We start from the raw sequence: 14,936 nt of genomic DNA, 5'->3' as shown, positions 1-14,936 counted from the left end.
AGCCGACATGACCGTCCGCCCCCAGCCCCGCCCCCAGCCCCGCCCTCACGCCCGACGCGGGCTCAGCCTCGCCATCGCCGCCCTGACCCTGACGCTCGGCGCGAGCGCCACCGTGGCGCCCGCCTCGGCCACGACCGCCGTGACGATGCCGGCCACGGGCGCCGTCAACGCCAAGCCGACCGTGGTCCTGGTGCACGGCGCGTTCGCGGACGCCTCCGGCTTCAACGACGTGATCTCCCGGCTGCAGGCGGCCGGCTTCCCGGTGATCGCGCCGGCCAACCCGCTGCGGGACGTGGCCGGCGACGCCGCCTACGTCTCCAGCGTCCTGGACACCATCACCGGCCCGATCATCCTGGTCGGCCACTCCTACGGCGGCATCGTCATCACCAACGCCGCCCGCGGCCACGACAACGTCAAGGCCCTGGTCTACCTGGGCGCCTTCGCCCCCGACAAGGGCGAGAGCGCGCTGGCCCTGGCCGGTCAGTTCCCCGGCAGCGAGCTGGGGCCCGCCTTGCTGGCCCGCGAGTACAAGCGGCCCGACGGCACGGTCGCCGGCACCGACGGCTACATCGTGGCCGAGAAGTTCCGCGAGGTGTTCGCCGCCGACCTGCCCGCCTACAAGACCCGCCAGATGGCGGCCACCCAGCGGCCCGGCAGCGTCACCGGCCTGTCCGACGGCAGCGGCGAGCCCGCGTGGAAGACGATCCCGTCCTGGTACCTGATCCCCACCCAGGACAAGGTGATCCCGCCGGCCGCACAGCGCTTCATGGCCAAGCGCGCCGGCAGTACCGTCAAGGAGATCCGCTCCTCGCACGTCGTCATGATGTCCCACCCGGACGCCGCAGCCGCGGTCGTCCTGTCCGCCTACGCGGCCACCCGATAAGGAGCAGACATGAGACCCGACACGATCGTCCTGATCCACGGATTCTGGGTCACTCCCCGCAGCTGGGAGCACTGGATCACGCACTACCAGGCCAAGGGCTTCAACGTCCTGGCCCCCGCCTACCCCGGCTTCGAGGTCGAGGTCGAGGCGCTCAACGCCGACCCCACGCCCATCGAGCGGGTCACCGTCGCGCAGATCATCGAGTCGCTGGAGACGCTGGTCCGCGGCCTGGACACCCCGCCCATCCTCATCGGCCACTCCGCCGGCGGCGTGTTCACCCAGATCCTGCTCGACCACGGCTACGGCGCCGCCGGGGTGGCGATCAACTCCGCCCCCACCGAAGGCGTCAAGATCATCCCGCTGTCGCAGATCAAAGCCACCTTCCCCGTGCTCAAGAACCCCGCCAACCGCCACCGCGCGGTCGGCCTGGACTACGAGCACTGGCGCTACGCCTTCACCAACACCTTCCCCGAGGACCAGGCCCGCGCCACCTACGAGCGCTACCACATCCCCGCCTCCGGCAACATCTTCTGGGGCAGCGCGCTGGCCAACATCCACCCCGGCAAGGACGACAACTGGGTCGACTACCACAACGACGCCCGCAAACCGCTGCTGTTCATCGCCGGCGAGCACGACAACCTCATGCCGCCGAAGATCCAGCGGTCCAACGCGGCGCACTACAAGTCGCCGAAGACGATCACCGAGGTGGTCGAGTACGCCGGCCGTTCGCACCTGATGCCCGCGCAGGACGGCTGGGAGGAGATCGCCGACCACGCCCTCGCCTGGGCGCTGGACCACTCCTAACCTCGGGGGCCGGCTTCCGGGGCGTGCGGCCCGGAAGCCGGCCCGGGGAGCCTTTCCCCGCCGCACAGGATCATCCACGGGAGGAGCGTCACCATGACGCAGGTCCGGTTCACCCACATCGGCGGGCCCACGGTGCTCATCGAGTTCGGCGGCTGGCGGCTGCTCACCGACCCGACCTTCGATCCCCCCGGCCGCACCTACGCCTTCGGCTGGGGCATCTCCTCGCGGAAGCTGACCGGCCCCGCCATCGCCGCCGCCGATCTGCCCGCCATCGACGCGGTCCTGCTCACGCACGTACGTCACGGCGACAACCTCGACGACGCCGGACGCGCCCTGCTGCCGGCCGCCGGCACGATCGTGACGACGTCCTCCGGCACCCGCCACCTGCCGCTCCCGGCCCGGGGCCTGCGCGCCGGGCAGGCCACCCGGCTGGAAGCGCCGGGCCGCCCGCCCATCGACGTCACCGCCACCCCCTGCCGGCACGGGCCGCCGCTCAGCAGGCCGGTGGTGGGCGAGGTCATCGGCTTCGCCCTCACCTGGCCGGGCCAGGAGTACGGCCCCCTCTGGATCACCGGCGACACCGTCTACCACCGGGCGCTGCGCGAGGCGGCCGCCCGCCTGCGGCCGGGAACGGTGCTGCTCCACCTGGGCGGCGTCAGCTTCCCGATCACCGGGCCGCTGCGGTACACGATGACCGCCAGACAGGCCGTCCGCCTGCACGAGGTGATGGATCCGCGTACCGTCCTGCCCATCCACTACGAAGGCTGGCAGCACTTCAGGCAGAACAGGGAAGGCGTCGAGCGGGAGCTCGCCGCCGACTCGACCGGCCTGCGCGAGAGCCTCCGCTGGCTGTCGGCGGGGGATCCGGCCGACGTGACCGTGTGAGCGTGCGTGATCGGCTGCTTCATCGGGGGGATGCCGGGCATAAGGTCTGCGGTGACGCTTCTCCCCGCCGGGAGGTTCGCAGATGCTGGACGAGCAGGAGGCACGGGCGATCCTGGCGGTGCTGGAGGACGTGACGGCAGCCCGGGCCGGCCAGGACCCGCTCGGTGGCGAGGCCGAGCGGCTGGCCGCGATGTTGCGCGGTCGTCTCGCCGCGGCCCGCGGACAAGGTCAGGCGGTTCCCGACGGCGGCGCCGAGCTGCGCGAGAGCCTGGCCGCGGCCCGCGACGACGCGGCCGACCAGCGGGACACCGCCGCCCGGCACCGTGACGAGGCGGCGGTCGAGCGCGACCGGGCGGCTGTCGTGCGCCGTCACGAGAGCCACCGGTTCCGGGCGGAGGTCCAGGCCGCCGACAGCGCGGTCCGCGACCTGCTGGAGCAGGCTCCCGGAACGGGCGATCCGGTGCCGCAGGCCGTCGCAGTCGCGCAGCCGCCGGGGCGGGACGCCGACGGCGGGCAGGACCGGCAGGATCGCCTCCAGGTGCAGGAGACCTGGGAGGCGCTGCGCCGCAAGGAGCAGGAGTCCGCGGGCGCCGATGAGGCCGCGGCGGCGCAGGATCGGCTGCTGGCGCGGCGGGATCGGGCGGCAAGCGCGCGCGACCGTGCCAGCGCGCGGAACGACCGGCAGCTCGCGCAGGCCGATCGGGAGCAGAGCTGCATCGATCGCGAGCAGCGACAGTGGGGTGCGGAGGAGCCCGGGCGGCGTGCGGACGCGCTGCGGATGGAGTCGTTCCTGGCGCGGGTGCGCGACGTCAGGCAGCGGACGGCGGAGGCGGCCCGGCGGGGTGAGCTGGCCCGCGAGAGCGTCGTGGCGGCCCGGCGGCGGGCCGAGCACCTGGCCGAGCGGACGACGGAACTGCGGCGCCGATGGCTGGCGGGCGGAGACGGCGAGCAGCGGGCGTGGTGACCGGGGCCGTTGCACTCAGCTGCACGCTCAACGCACCGATCGAAGGCCGTCTACCTGGGCGAACGAGCTGAGCGTGTTGTCCCCGCACGGAAACCGGCCCTAGCGTCTGCCTCGATCGCAGAGGAGAGTTCATCATGCAGAAGGTCGTTCTCGTCACGGGCGCCTCCGCCGGCATCGGCAAGGCGACCGCGCTCGAGCTCATCCGCGCCGGCCACATCGTCTACGGCGCCGCCCGCCGCGTCCACCGGATGGCCGACCTGGGCGACGCCGGCGGGCACGCCCTGGCCCTGGACGCCCGCCGGCCGGAGGACCTGGAACGGGCCGTCGCCACCGTGATCGAGGAGCAGGGCCGGCTCGACGTACTGATCAACAACGCGGGCACCGTCCTGCACGGCGCGGCCGAGGACATCCCCCTCGACCTGGCACGCGACCAGTTCGAGGTGAATGTCTTCGCCCCGGCCCGGCTGATCCAGCTCGCCCTGCCGCACATGCGCGAGCGGCGCTCGGGGACGATCGTGAACGTCTCCTCCATCGGCGGCGAGATCGCGCTGCCGCTCGGCTGCTGGTACTACGCTGCCAAGCATGCCCTGGAGGCCTACTCCGACACGCTGCGGATGGAGGTCGAGCCGTTCGGCATCGACGTGGTGATCATCCAGCCCGGCATCATCAAGACCGAGTTCGAGGACCGCACGGCGCAGGACCTGCGCGAGATCTCCGGCGCGACCGCGTACGGCGCCATGGCCGAGGCCATGGCCGCCCGCGCCGAGGCGCAACTGGGCGCGAACAGCCAGGGCTCCGACCCGGGCCTGGTCGCCACGACCATCCGCCAGGCCGTCGAGGCGGCCAGGCCCGAGCCGCGCTACCCGGTGGGCTGGCTGGCCGACAAGCTCCTGGAGCTCAACAGGACGCTGCCGGACCGCGAGTTCGACCAGCTCGCCACGAGCGGCCTCAGATAGGCCCTTCGTGCCGGACCGCCGCCGGCTGCCCGGGGGCGGTCGCCGCGCGATGGGCCTGGGCCCACCGCGACTTCCTGGCCGGCCACGATGCCCGGGAGTACCCGGGCCTGGCGGCGGCACTGCGGTCGGGAGCGTTCGGCGTCGCGCCCGACTGGGTCGAGGACACCGACTTCACCTCCGGCCTCACCCTGCTCCTCGACGGCATCCAGGCCCTCGTCTCCCGACGAAGCGAACCGGATGATGATCGAGGCCGGACGCGGCAGTGAGCGGGGCGCGCGCGTCTCCTTCACCCGCGCCTTCGAGCCGGTTAGCGGTCAGCGACCTCCCGCACGGCGCCCTTGTCGGCCGACTGCGCCATGGAGGCGTAGGCACGCAGCGCGGTGGAGACCGGGCGGTCGCGGTGGCGGGGCCGGTAACCGGCGCCCCGCTCCAGCGCGCCGCGCCGGGCCGCCAGCTCCGGCTCGGTGACCTGAAGGTGCAGCAGCCGGGCGCCGACGTCCACGGTGACGGTGTCGCCGTCCTGGACGAGAGCCAGCGGCCCGCCCGCGGCGGCCTCGGGCGAGACGTGGCCGACCGACAGCCCGGAGCTGCCGCCGGAGAAACGGCCGTCGGTGACCACCGCGCACGAGCCGGCCAGGCCCCGCCCCTTGAGGTAGGCGGTCGGGTACAACATCTCCTGCATGCCGGGGCCGCCGCGCGGGCCCTCGTACCGGATGATCAGGACGGAGCCCGGCATGAGCCGTCCGGACAGGATCGCGTCCGCGGCCTCCTCTTGCGACTCGGTCACCACCGCCCTGCCGGTGAAGACCCGCATGCCCTCCGGGACCCCGGCGGACTTGATCACCGCGCCGTCGGGGGCGAGGTTGCCGCGCAGGACGGCCAGGCCCGCGTCCGGCGAGTAGGCGTGGGCTGCGTCGCGGACGCAGCCGGCCGCCGCGTCCAGGTCGAGGGACTCCCAGCGGGCCGACTGGGAGAACGCGGTGGCCGAGCGGGCGCCGCCCGGGGCGGCGTGGAACAGCTCGACCGCCTCGCGGGAGGGGGACGGGCCGCGCACGTCCCAGCGGGCCAGCCACTCCTCCAGGGAGCCTGCGTGCACGGCGTGCACGTCCTTGTGCAGGTGCCCGGCGCGGTGCAGCTCGCCCAGGAGCGCGGGGACGCCGCCGGCGCGGTGCACGTCCTGCATCAGGTAGTGGCCGTTGGGGGCGACCTTGCACAGGCACGGCACCTGGCGGGAGCGGGCCTCGACGTCGGCCAGGGTGTAGTCGAGGCCCGCCTCGTGCGCGGCGGCGAGCAGGTGCAGCACGGTGTTGGTGGAGCCACCCATCGCCAGATCCAGGGCCATGGCGTTGTCGAACGCGGCGCGGGAGGCGACGGCTCTCGGCAGCACGCTCGCGTCGTCCTCGCCGTAGTAGCGCCTCGCCAGCTCCATCACCGTACGGCCGGCCTGCTCGTACAGGGCCCGGCGGGCGGTGTGGGTGGCCAGGGTGGTGCCGTTGCCGGGCAGGGCCAGGCCGAGCGCCTCCAGCAGGCAGTTCATCGAGTTGGCGGTGAACATGCCCGAGCAGGACCCGCAGGTGGGGCAGGCCGCCTCCTCGATCGTGGCCAGGTCGCCGTCCGGCACGCCCGGGTCGGCGGCCTCGGACATGGCGTCGATGAGCGTCAGCCCGGTACGGACCCGGCCGCCGGCCAGCACCGCGCGCCCGCCTTCCATCGGCCCGCCGGAGACGAACACGGTGGGGATGTCCAGCCGCAGCGCGGCCATCAGCATCCCCGGCGTGATCTTGTCGCAGTTGGAGACGCACACCAGGGCGTCGGCGCAGTGCGCCTGCACCATGTACTCGATGGAGTCGGCGATCAGCTCCCGCGACGGCAGCGAGTACAACATCCCGCCGTGCCCCATGGCGATGCCGTCGTCGACGGCGATGGTGTTGAACTCGCGGGCGATGCCGCCCGCCGCCCTGACGGCCTCGCCGACGATGCGGCCCACCGGCTGCAGATGCGTGTGCCCGGGGACGAACTCGGCGAAGCTGTTGGCCACCGCGACGACCGGCTTGACGCCGATGTCGGCGCCGGGGACGCCGGAGGCGCGCATCAGGGCGCGGGCGCCGGCCATGTTGCGCCCGTGGGTGACCGTACGTGATCTCAGCTGTGGCATGCGGCCATCGTGGTGGCGCACGGGCGTACGGCGAAGACGCCCGTACTGCTAGCACTCCCACTACCAGCACTACTCTGGTCCGGGTGAGCACGGCAGCCGAACGACGGGCCGAACTGGGCAGCTTCCTGCGCGCCAGGCGCGCGGGCCTGGACCCGACGGCGGTGGGCCTGCCCCCGGCGGGGCCGCGCCGCCGGGGCGGGCTGCGCCGCGAGGAGGTGGCCACCCTGTCCGGGGTGAGCGCCACCTGGTACACCTGGCTGGAGCAGGGCCGCGACATCCAGCCCTCTCGCCAGGTCCTGGACGCGCTGGCCCGCAGCCTGCTGCTGACCGCCGCCGAGCACGCCTACGTGCTCTCCCTGGCCGGCTACACCCCGCTGCCCCCGGCCGCCGAACCGGCGGGCGAGGCGGCGCCCGGCCACGTGCGGCGGCTGCTCGACGCGCTCGCCGGCTCCCCGGCCTACGCCATCGCCCCCGACTGGACGATCACCGGCTGGAATGCCGCCTACGCCGCGCTCTACCCGAACGTGGCCAGCACCGCCCCGCCCGACCGCAACCTGCTGTGGCTGGTGTTCACCGACCCCTACGTGCGCGACCTGCTGCCCGACTGGGAGAGCACCAGCCGCCGCTTCCTCGCCGAGTTCCGCGCCGAGGCCGGGCCCCGCCTCGGCGACCTGGCCAGGTCTCCGGTCGTGCAGCGCCTGCTCCAGGCGAGCCCGCCGTTCCGTGACGCCTGGCAGGACCACCGCATCGAGGGCTTCGCCTCGCGCCTGCGCGTCTTCCACCATCCCGCGCAGGGCGTGCTGCGCTACGAGCACCATCGCCTGGCGCCCGCCGACCACCCCGACCTGCACGTGGTGATCTACACGCCCGCCCTGTCCTGATCGAGGAGGCGGCCGGTGGCGGTGGCCGTCTGGGCGAGGAGCGCGCCGGACAGCATGATCAGCCCGCCCACCATCTGGAAGGCGCCGAGCTCCTCGCCGACCAGGCCCCACGCCACCACGGCCCCGCCGACGACCTCCAGCGACGCGACGGTGACGCCGACGGCGGCCGACAGCCGCCGCACGGCGCTCACCCCCAGGATGTACGCCACCACGGTCGCGACCACCACCATCCACAGGTACGCCGCCACCACCGCGTACAGCCCGACGAAGGGCACCCTGCCGCGCGGGATCCGCAACGCCCGCGGCCTGACCACGGCCAGCACCACGGCCAGCAGGAGCCCGGCCCCCGCCATCCGCGCCCACACCGTCTCGATCGGCGTCAGCCCGGCGGCGTCGAGGTACTTGGCCATCGGCCCCGAGAACGCGAAACACCAGGAGGCCCCGAACGCGAGCGCGAGCCCCGCACACCTCATCTTCACACCCTGCCTACGCTGTCATGGACGTTGCGCAGGACCTTCACACGCCCGGCGGCCGGGGCGCAACGCATCAAGCCCGGGCCGTCAGCACGCTCCAGGCGGCCGGTGACGACGGCAGCAGGCGTCACCCGCCGGTCGCGTCGCAGCACGTCGCGGCGGCGTCGGCGTAGCGGCGGGCCAGGTGCGCGAAGGCGTCCGTGAGCTCGGCCGGGCCGACGACCTCGATGTCGGCGTCGAACCTGCCGACGGCGGCGGCCAGCCCCGTCCACGACCACGAGCCCAGCACCAGCCGGCACCGCCCCGGCCCGACCTCCTCGACGACCCCGTCACGGACGTAGGGCGACACGGCGGCGGCGGGCAGGCCGAGGATCACCTCGCCGGTGCACGGCCAGCCGCCCGAGTGCTCCGAGCCGCGGAACCTGGCGGTCAGGAAGGCGGTGACCGTGCCTCCTGGCAGCTCGCGCGGGGTGAAGCGGGGCCCGGCGGGCGTGCGCGGGGTGATGCGGTCGGCGCGGAAGGTGCGCCAGTCCTCGCGGTCGAGGTCCCAGGCGACGAGGTACCAGCGCCCGCCCCAGGTCACGAGGTGGTGCGGCTCCGCCCGGCGCGGCGCGGCCCCGGATGGGCCGTAGTCGAAGCGCAGCACCTCGCAGGCGTGCACGGCGGCGCTCAGCGTCACCAGCACGCCGGTGTCCACCTGCGGCTCGGGCCGGAGCGCTGGCCGCTCGACGGCGGTGATCTGAAGGGTGTCGATCCGGTGGCGCAGCCGGGCGGGCATGACCTGGCGGACGGTGTTCAGCGCGCGGGCCGCCGCCTCCGCGATGCCGGCCCCGCCGGCGGTCGCGACCTGCAGCGCGATGGCCAGGGCGACGGCCTGCTCGTCGTCGAACAGCAGCGGAGGCAGCTCCGAGCCGGCGTCCAGCCGGTATCCGCCCTCGGGGCCCTTGAAGGTCACGATGGGGTAGCCCAGCTCGCGCAGCCGGTCCACGTCGCGGCGCACGGTGCGCGCGCTCACGTCCAGCCGCTCGGCCAGCAGCGCGCCCGGCCAGTCGCGGCGCGTCTGGAGCAGCGAGAGCAGCGCCAGCAACCGCGCTGAGGTCTTCGGCATGTTTCCTATCTTGCCGGAAGTAGAGGCCATATCCTGTCCGCTACTCCTGCGACTGTAGGTCTCGCAACCGACAAGTCAGGAGCGAAAGATGTCTGTTAAGTCCGTTCTGCACGTGAACTTCCGTGGTGACGCCCGCGCGGCGCTCGAGTTCTACCAGTCGGTGTTCGGCGGCCACCTCGCCGTCGTCACCTACAAGGACACGGGCAACGTGCAGGATCCCGCCGACGCGGACCTCGTCACGTGGGGACAGGTGCTCGCCGGCAACGGATTCCACGTGATGGCCTACGACGTGCCCTCGGGGATGCCCTTCGAGCGGGGTGAGAGCTCGTTCTTCCTCTCCGTGCGCGGTGATAGCGCCGAGGAGATCACCGCGTACTGGGAGAAACTGTCGCAGGGGGCGGCCGTCGTGCAGCCGCTCGGCCCCTCGCAGTGGGCCCCGCTCTACGGGATGCTCAAGGACCGCTTCGGCGTCGTCTGGGTGCTGGACGTGGCCGCCGGCGACTACGCGTGAGACCCGGGCATGGTCCGGATAGACCCCACCGAGCGGCTCGCCCTGCCGGCGGAGGAGCGTGCCGCGGCGTGAACGTGCTCGGCACCCGGGCGCTGAACCGCGCGACCCTCGCCCGCCAGCTGCTGCTCGACCGCGCGGACCTGCCGGTGCTCGACGCGGTCGCGCACCTGTGCGGGCTGCAGGCGCAGGAACCGCAGGAACCGTTCACGGGGCTCTGGTCGCGGCTGCGCGCCTTCGACCCGATGGAGCTGTCGGCCCTGCTGACCGGGCGGGAGGTGGTGCGGACCCACCTGATGCGCCGCACCGTGCACCTGCTCGCCGCCGGCGACGTCCTGGCCTGGCGCGCCCGCCACGACCTCATGCTGCGCCAGCGCGTGCTCGGCACCTACCGCCGCGAGCTCGCCGGGGTGGACCTCGGCGAGCTCGCGGCGGCGGGCCGGGCGGTGATGTCCGACGGCGTGCCGCGCTCGATGAGCGAGCTGGCGCGGGCGGTGGCCGGGCGCTGGCCGGAGCCGGGGCCGCGGGCGCTGGGCGAGATGCTGGTCGCCGCTCTCATCCCGATGGCGCAGTTGCCGCCGCGCGGGTTGTGGCGGGCGCGGGCGGGCGTGCGCAACCTGCCGCTCTCCTCCTGGCTGGGGCGCGAGATCGCCCCGCTGCCAGCCGACGGCTCCGACCCGGCCGGCCAGGCGCTGGTACGGCGCTACCTGGCCGCCTTCGGCCCCGCCGCCGCGGCCGACCTGCGCGCCTGGTGCGGGCTGGCCGGGCTGCCCGCCGCCGTGGCCGCGATCCGCGACGAGCTGGTCAGCTTCCGGGACGAACGCGGCCGGGTGCTGCTCGACCTGCCCGGCGCGCCGCGCCCCGACCCGGACACCCCTGCTCCGGTACGGTTCCTGCCGGCCTTCGACAACGCGATCCTCGGCTACCACGACCGCGCCCGGATCATCGACGACGCCCACCGCGGCCTGTCGGTGGCCGGCGCCCGGGTGGTGCTGGTGGACGGCAGGGTGGCCGCGACCTGGACCGTCGAGGACGGTGCCGTGACCGTCGTCCCGCTGCGCCCGCTGTCGCGGACCGACCGGGAGGCGGTGAGCGAGGAGGGGCGGGCGCTGGCGTCGTTCCTGTCCGACGGCGAGGGCGACCGGGTGCGGATCACCGTGTAGACGGCCGGGCCTGATCACCCCGGCTCCCGGCCCGGCGATCGGGCTTCCTATGCTCTACATCAAGTAGTACTACTAGATGTAGGGGACGGGGATGCGCGTACTCATCGTGGGCGCCGGCATCGCGGGAGTGGCTGCGGCCAGGGGGTTTCTCGCCGCCGGGCATGAGGTCACCGTGCTGGAGCGGTCACCCGCCTTACGCGAGACCGGCTGTGCGATCATGATCTGGCCCAACGGCACGACCGTGCTCGACGACCTCGGCGTCCGCATGGACGGCGCCGGGCAGCGGCTGGAGGCCATCGAGGTCCGCAGCTCGCGGGGGCGCCCGGTGATGGTCATGGATTTCGACCGGCTGACGAGCGAGCTCGGCGCCCCGGTGGTGTCGCTGCCCCGCCGGGTCCTGCTCGACCGGCTCGCGGAGGGGCTGCCGCAGGACATCTACCACTTCGGCGCCCGCGTCACCGGCGTGCACGACGACGGCCGGTCGGTGCGGGTCGAGACCGAGGACGGCGTGCGGCACACCGGTGACCTGCTCGTCGGGGCCGACGGCGTGAACTCCCAGGTCCGTACAGCCCTCTTCGGCTCCCGTCCCGCGCGGCCGACCGGCACCGCCACCTGGCAGGGCCTGATCAAGGCGCCCTTCGACCCCGGCGCGCGCGCCCTGCTGTTCCTCGGCCCCCAGGGCGACTTCGGGATGAACCCCTCCGGCGACGGCACCGTGCAGTGGCTCATCGACTTCCGCCTGCGCCCCGGCGACGGCCGCGAGCGCCGCGACGTCGCGCTCGCGGCCCTCAGGCGGCGGTACGGCTCGTGGGGCTCGCCCGTCCCCGAACTGCTGGAGGCGCTGTCGGAGGACGACATCGGGCTGTTCCCGCACCGCCGGCACCGCGCCCCGCTCCGGTGGCGGCGCGGGCGCGGCGTCCTGATCGGCGACGCGGTGCACGCCATGCCGCCCATGCTGGCGCAGGGGGCCGGGCAGGGGCTCGAAGACGTGTCGGCGCTGCTGCGCGCGCTGTCCGCCGCCTGGCCTGACCTGGCAGGGGCGCTGGCCACGTACGAACGCAGCCGGCGGCGGCAGGCGACGCTGGCCTCGCTGCTGGCCACCCAGGCCGTCGCGACCGGCGGCCCCCGAGCCGCGCTGACGCAGAACGAGTGGGCGCTGCGCGGCGCCGTCGCCGTGCCGGGTGGGCTGGGCACGGCGATGTTGCGCCGGCTCATCCGCGGAGTCAGCACCAGGCTCTGACGGACGGCCGCCCTTTGACACCTCCTACGGCTAACCGCTATCTATTAGCTAACCGTTAGGCCCCCGTGCGGAGGCGGCGGCGTCCTGCCGATCGAGGGAAGGCGAGCACGACGTGGCATCACACGCCGCCGGCATCCGGCGATTCCTGGTGGACACGGGGCAGCCGCGCGGCTGGGTGCCCGCCAGGACGGACCTGGTGACGGCGCTGCTCGGCATCTGGTTCGGGGCCGGCCTGATGATCGACGCCTGGGCGCACGCCAACCTGTCCGAGCTGGAGACGTTCTTCACCCCGTGGCACGCGGTGTTCTACTGCGGGTTCACCGTGGTCTCCGGCTGGATCATCGTGCAGGTGTGGCGCAACGTGCGCGCCGGGCGGCAGGGGCTGGCGGCCGTCCCGAACGGCTACCTGGCCGGGCTGGTGTCGATCCCCGCGTTCGCCGCGTTCGGGCTCGCCGACCTGATGTGGCACACCCTGCTCGGCATCGAGACGACCCTGGACATCGCGTTGTTCCTGCCGAACGCGGTCTCACCGCGCCCGGCCAGGTGAGGTCACAGCACCGCCGCGACCTGGTCGGGATGGGTGAGCTGCGGGTAGTGCCCGGCCCCCGCGATCGTGGTCACCGGCCGGTCCACCGCCACGGTGAGCGGATCGGCCGACCCTGCGACGATCTCCACGGGGACGCGTACCTGGTCGAGGAGCTTGCGCAGCTCGTCACGTACGGCATGGGCGCCCCGCAGCGCCGCGACCACCCGGCGGGCCTGACCCCGCCGGGCCAGGGCCGCCGCGGCGGAGGCGATCGCCGGGCTCTCGGGGACGCCGAGCGCGCCGGCCAGGCGGGCGGCGGACATCCGCCGCAGCAGGAGCGCGGCGGGCGGCGTGCGCAGCGGCCACGGCGACGGCGCCTGCAGGAACGCCGGGGCGATCAGCACCAGCCGTGAGACCCGATCCGGATGCGCCGCCGCGTAACGCAGGGCCGGGGCGCAGGCCAGCGAGTGCGCCACCAGCACCGGCCGGCCGCTCCCGGTCAGGAGATCGGTGAGCCAGTCCTCGGCGGGCCCGCGCGCCGGACCCGAACGGCCCAGACCGGGCAGATCGGCCGCGAGCACCGGGCCGTCGAGCCGGTCGCTCACCTCCCGCCAGGCTTCGGAGTCCAGCGGCAGCCCGTGCAGCAGCACGTGGGAGGGCCGTTCGCGTTCACCGGTGACCCAGGTGGCGGTGCCCGCCACCCGCTGGTAGCCGTAGGGTCCGCGCGGCGTCCCCGTGGCGCCGAAGCGGGCCGCCACCAGGTCGTCGGCCCACGTCCTGAGTGCCTGCTCCACCGGAGGCGGGCGCAGCCCGGCCCGTTCGGCCAGGGCTCCGGCGGGCGCGGTGTCGTACCGGTCGGTGGACAGGAAGGACAGCGTCTCGGGATCGGCCCCGGTCAGGGCGCGGGGCAGGCGCCGCAGCAGCCCGACCGGCACCGTACGCCGCGGCGCCCGCACCCCCAGGTGCCCGGCGAGCAGCCCGACGAGCTCCGGCAACACCGGTGTCCCGTCGTCGAGCACCCAGTACGCGCCCTCCTCGAACTCCGGCATCCTGGCCAGGAAGGCCGCGAGATACCCGGCGTCCACCACGGGCACGAACACCTCCCGGCCACCGGGAACGGCCGGCAGCCGCCCGCGCCACAGGTCCGCCACCACGGACGCCAGCCCGACGAACTGGCCGGGGCCGAGCACGGTGGCCGGGTTCGCGATGCTCAGCGGGAGGCCCAGCTCGCGGGCGCGCGCCCGCACGGCCGCGTCCGCCTCCACCTTGGACGCCTCGTACGCCCCCAGCCGCCGGTAGTCCGGCAGGCCGTCCACACTGCTGACCCGGTAGCCGCTGACGTGCACCATGCGGCGCAGACGGGGCCGGTTGGCGGCCCAGTCGAGGACGTGCAGCGCTCCGGTCACGTTTGTGGCGCGTGCCTCCTCGGCGCTCATCCCGAACGCGTACCGGCCCGCGCAGTTGTAGACGTCGCGGATCTCCTTCAGCCCTCCCGGCAGGCCGAGGCCGGGTTCGGTGATGTCGGCCCGGACGACGGCCAGCCCGTCCACCGGCACGTCCTGACCTGCCAGCCAGGCCGTCAGTCCGGCGCCGTCACCACGGACCGCCGCGGCGACGCCATGACCACGGCGCAGCAGTTCGGCGACCAGATAGCGCCCGATCAGCCCAGAAGCACCGAAAACGATCGAATCAGACTCCATGATCACTCCAATATTAGATCGGTCTACATATTTTTTGGGCATGCCAAGGCGAGGTTCGAGGCTCACGGCTCCCGGCTCAGCCGCCCAGCAGGGCCGCCGCACTCCTCGCCGCCCGGTCGAGCGGCTCCCGGCTGCGCCGTGCCCTCGCCAGCAGCAGCGCCCCTTCGACCAACGCCAGCACGGACGTGGCGCCGTCCTCGGCATCGGCATGCCCGTCGGCGGCCAACCGGTCGCGCAGCGCACCCTCCCACGCGTCGTACACCTCGGCGCAGACCTGCTGCAGCGCGTCGTTGCCCGCCGACATCTCCAGCGCGACCGTGGCCACCGGGCAACCCTTGCGCCACCCCGAGGCTTCGAGCCGGTCGCCCAGCAGCTTGATCACCCCGGCCACCAGGGCGGGCGCGTCCGGCGCCGCGTCGGCCAGATCCCGCATCGCCTGGCCGAGCTCCCGGCCCGCCCGCCGCAGCGTCTCGGCGACCAGTTGGTCCTTGCCGCCGGGGAAGTGGAAGTAGAGCGAGCCCCTCGGCATCCCGCTGGCCGCGATCACCTGGTTGAGCCCGGCGCCGTAGTATCCGCCCGCCTCGATCAGGTCCTGCGTGGCGTCCAGCAGCCGGCCCCGCGTCTCATCACCTTTGCGCCCCATGTCCGATAAAATAGACCGGTCTGCAGATTTTCGCCACCCAGCTTCAC

The 14,936-nt window shown here is 73.9% G+C and carries 15 protein-coding genes; 10 read left to right on the top strand and 5 right to left on the bottom strand.

The window, feature by feature from the left end; translation table 11 throughout:
* Positions 1-7 precede the first annotated feature (7 nt).
* The 5 genes from LCN96_RS28335 (at position 8) to LCN96_RS28315 (ending at position 4,492) form a co-directional block, all read left to right on the top strand.
* Complete coding sequence (locus tag LCN96_RS28335; RefSeq protein WP_225265463.1) at positions 8-883, top strand: alpha/beta fold hydrolase; 876 nt, start codon at positions 8-10, stop codon at positions 881-883.
* Between the two features lie 9 nt (positions 884-892).
* Entirely contained in the window at positions 893-1,687 is a 795-nt protein-coding gene (locus LCN96_RS28330; protein WP_225265462.1) for an alpha/beta hydrolase, read from the top strand.
* A 93-nt stretch (positions 1,688-1,780) separates the two neighbouring features.
* Positions 1,781-2,572 carry an MBL fold metallo-hydrolase gene (locus LCN96_RS28325; protein ID WP_225265461.1) on the top strand — a complete coding sequence of 264 codons (792 nt, stop codon included), beginning with the start codon at positions 1,781-1,783 and terminating at the stop codon, positions 2,570-2,572.
* 82 nt (positions 2,573-2,654) lie between these two features.
* Entirely contained in the window at positions 2,655-3,536 is an 882-nt protein-coding gene (locus LCN96_RS28320) for a hypothetical protein (protein WP_225265460.1), read from the top strand.
* A 134-nt stretch (positions 3,537-3,670) separates the two neighbouring features.
* Positions 3,671-4,492, top strand: a complete 822-nt coding sequence (locus LCN96_RS28315) for an oxidoreductase (RefSeq protein ID WP_225265459.1) — start codon at positions 3,671-3,673, stop codon at positions 4,490-4,492.
* A 307-nt stretch (positions 4,493-4,799) separates the two neighbouring features.
* Here the strand turns inward: LCN96_RS28315 and ilvD are convergent, their stop codons facing one another.
* Entirely contained in the window at positions 4,800-6,647 is a 1,848-nt protein-coding gene (gene ilvD / locus LCN96_RS28310; protein ID WP_225265458.1) for a dihydroxy-acid dehydratase, read from the bottom strand.
* An 83-nt stretch (positions 6,648-6,730) separates the two neighbouring features.
* On the opposite strand from ilvD, the gene LCN96_RS28305 reads away from it, so the two are divergent.
* Complete coding sequence (locus LCN96_RS28305) at positions 6,731-7,528, top strand: helix-turn-helix transcriptional regulator (protein ID WP_225265457.1); 798 nt, start codon at positions 6,731-6,733, stop codon at positions 7,526-7,528.
* Here the strand turns inward: LCN96_RS28305 and LCN96_RS28300 are convergent.
* The gene (locus LCN96_RS28300) at positions 7,507-8,001 is read right to left on the bottom strand and encodes an EamA family transporter (RefSeq protein ID WP_225265456.1); all 495 of its coding nucleotides are present in this window, start codon (positions 7,999-8,001) and stop codon (positions 7,507-7,509) included. The genes LCN96_RS28305 and LCN96_RS28300 overlap by 22 nt on opposite strands.
* Before the next feature lie 127 nt (positions 8,002-8,128).
* Positions 8,129-9,109 (bottom strand): helix-turn-helix transcriptional regulator, encoded by a 981-nt coding sequence (locus LCN96_RS28295; protein ID WP_225265455.1) that lies wholly within the window; start codon positions 9,107-9,109, stop codon positions 8,129-8,131.
* 88 nt (positions 9,110-9,197) lie between these two features.
* Here LCN96_RS28295 and LCN96_RS28290 point away from each other — a divergent pair, with 88 nt between their 5' ends.
* The 4 genes from LCN96_RS28290 to LCN96_RS28275 all read left to right on the top strand — a co-directional run bounded on the left by LCN96_RS28290 (position 9,198) and on the right by LCN96_RS28275 (position 12,567).
* A complete protein-coding gene (locus LCN96_RS28290) occupies positions 9,198-9,620 on the top strand; it encodes a VOC family protein (protein WP_225265454.1) in 423 nt (140 codons plus the stop codon).
* A gap of 68 nt (positions 9,621-9,688) precedes the next feature.
* The gene (locus tag LCN96_RS28285) at positions 9,689-10,780 is read left to right on the top strand and encodes a winged helix DNA-binding domain-containing protein (RefSeq protein ID WP_225265453.1); all 1,092 of its coding nucleotides are present in this window, start codon (positions 9,689-9,691) and stop codon (positions 10,778-10,780) included.
* 91 nt (positions 10,781-10,871) lie between these two features.
* Positions 10,872-12,020, top strand: coding sequence for an FAD-dependent oxidoreductase (locus LCN96_RS28280; protein ID WP_225265452.1), 1,149 nt, complete (start codon positions 10,872-10,874; stop codon positions 12,018-12,020).
* Between the two features lie 112 nt (positions 12,021-12,132).
* Positions 12,133-12,567 (top strand): hypothetical protein, encoded by a 435-nt coding sequence (locus LCN96_RS28275; RefSeq protein ID WP_225265451.1) that lies wholly within the window; start codon positions 12,133-12,135, stop codon positions 12,565-12,567.
* A gap of 2 nt (positions 12,568-12,569) precedes the next feature.
* On the opposite strand, the gene LCN96_RS28270 is transcribed toward LCN96_RS28275, so the two are convergent.
* Positions 12,570-14,246, bottom strand: a complete 1,677-nt coding sequence (locus LCN96_RS28270; protein ID WP_225265450.1) for an alpha/beta fold hydrolase — start codon at positions 14,244-14,246, stop codon at positions 12,570-12,572.
* Between the two features lie 76 nt (positions 14,247-14,322).
* Positions 14,323-14,889, bottom strand: a complete 567-nt coding sequence (locus LCN96_RS28265; protein ID WP_225265449.1) for a TetR/AcrR family transcriptional regulator — start codon at positions 14,887-14,889, stop codon at positions 14,323-14,325.
* Between the last annotated feature and the right edge of the window lie 47 nt (positions 14,890-14,936).

The organism is Nonomuraea gerenzanensis (genome assembly GCF_020215645.1).
GTDB classification, from domain to species: domain Bacteria; phylum Actinomycetota; class Actinomycetes; order Streptosporangiales; family Streptosporangiaceae; genus Nonomuraea; species Nonomuraea gerenzanensis.
The sequence above is the reverse complement of the archived record's forward strand: the minus strand, read 5'-3'. Positions and strand labels throughout refer to the sequence as shown.

Coding starts and splice junctions, on each gene's coding strand:
- LCN96_RS28335 (WP_225265463.1), top strand. CDS start 8: ATGACCGTCCGCCCCCAGCCCCGCCCCCAGCCCCGCCCTCACGCCCGA.
- LCN96_RS28330 (WP_225265462.1), top strand. CDS start 893: ATGAGACCCGACACGATCGTCCTGATCCACGGATTCTGGGTCACTCCC.
- LCN96_RS28325 (WP_225265461.1), top strand. CDS start 1,781: ATGACGCAGGTCCGGTTCACCCACATCGGCGGGCCCACGGTGCTCATC.
- LCN96_RS28320 (WP_225265460.1), top strand. CDS start 2,655: ATGCTGGACGAGCAGGAGGCACGGGCGATCCTGGCGGTGCTGGAGGAC.
- LCN96_RS28315 (WP_225265459.1), top strand. CDS start 3,671: ATGCAGAAGGTCGTTCTCGTCACGGGCGCCTCCGCCGGCATCGGCAAG.
- ilvD (WP_225265458.1), bottom strand. CDS start 6,647: ATGCCACAGCTGAGATCACGTACGGTCACCCACGGGCGCAACATGGCC.
- LCN96_RS28300 (WP_225265456.1), bottom strand. CDS start 8,001: ATGAGGTGTGCGGGGCTCGCGCTCGCGTTCGGGGCCTCCTGGTGTTTC.
- LCN96_RS28295 (WP_225265455.1), bottom strand. CDS start 9,109: ATGCCGAAGACCTCAGCGCGGTTGCTGGCGCTGCTCTCGCTGCTCCAG.
- LCN96_RS28290 (WP_225265454.1), top strand. CDS start 9,198: ATGTCTGTTAAGTCCGTTCTGCACGTGAACTTCCGTGGTGACGCCCGC.
- LCN96_RS28280 (WP_225265452.1), top strand. CDS start 10,872: ATGCGCGTACTCATCGTGGGCGCCGGCATCGCGGGAGTGGCTGCGGCC.
- LCN96_RS28270 (WP_225265450.1), bottom strand. CDS start 14,246: ATGGAGTCTGATTCGATCGTTTTCGGTGCTTCTGGGCTGATCGGGCGC.
- LCN96_RS28265 (WP_225265449.1), bottom strand. CDS start 14,889: ATGGGGCGCAAAGGTGATGAGACGCGGGGCCGGCTGCTGGACGCCACG.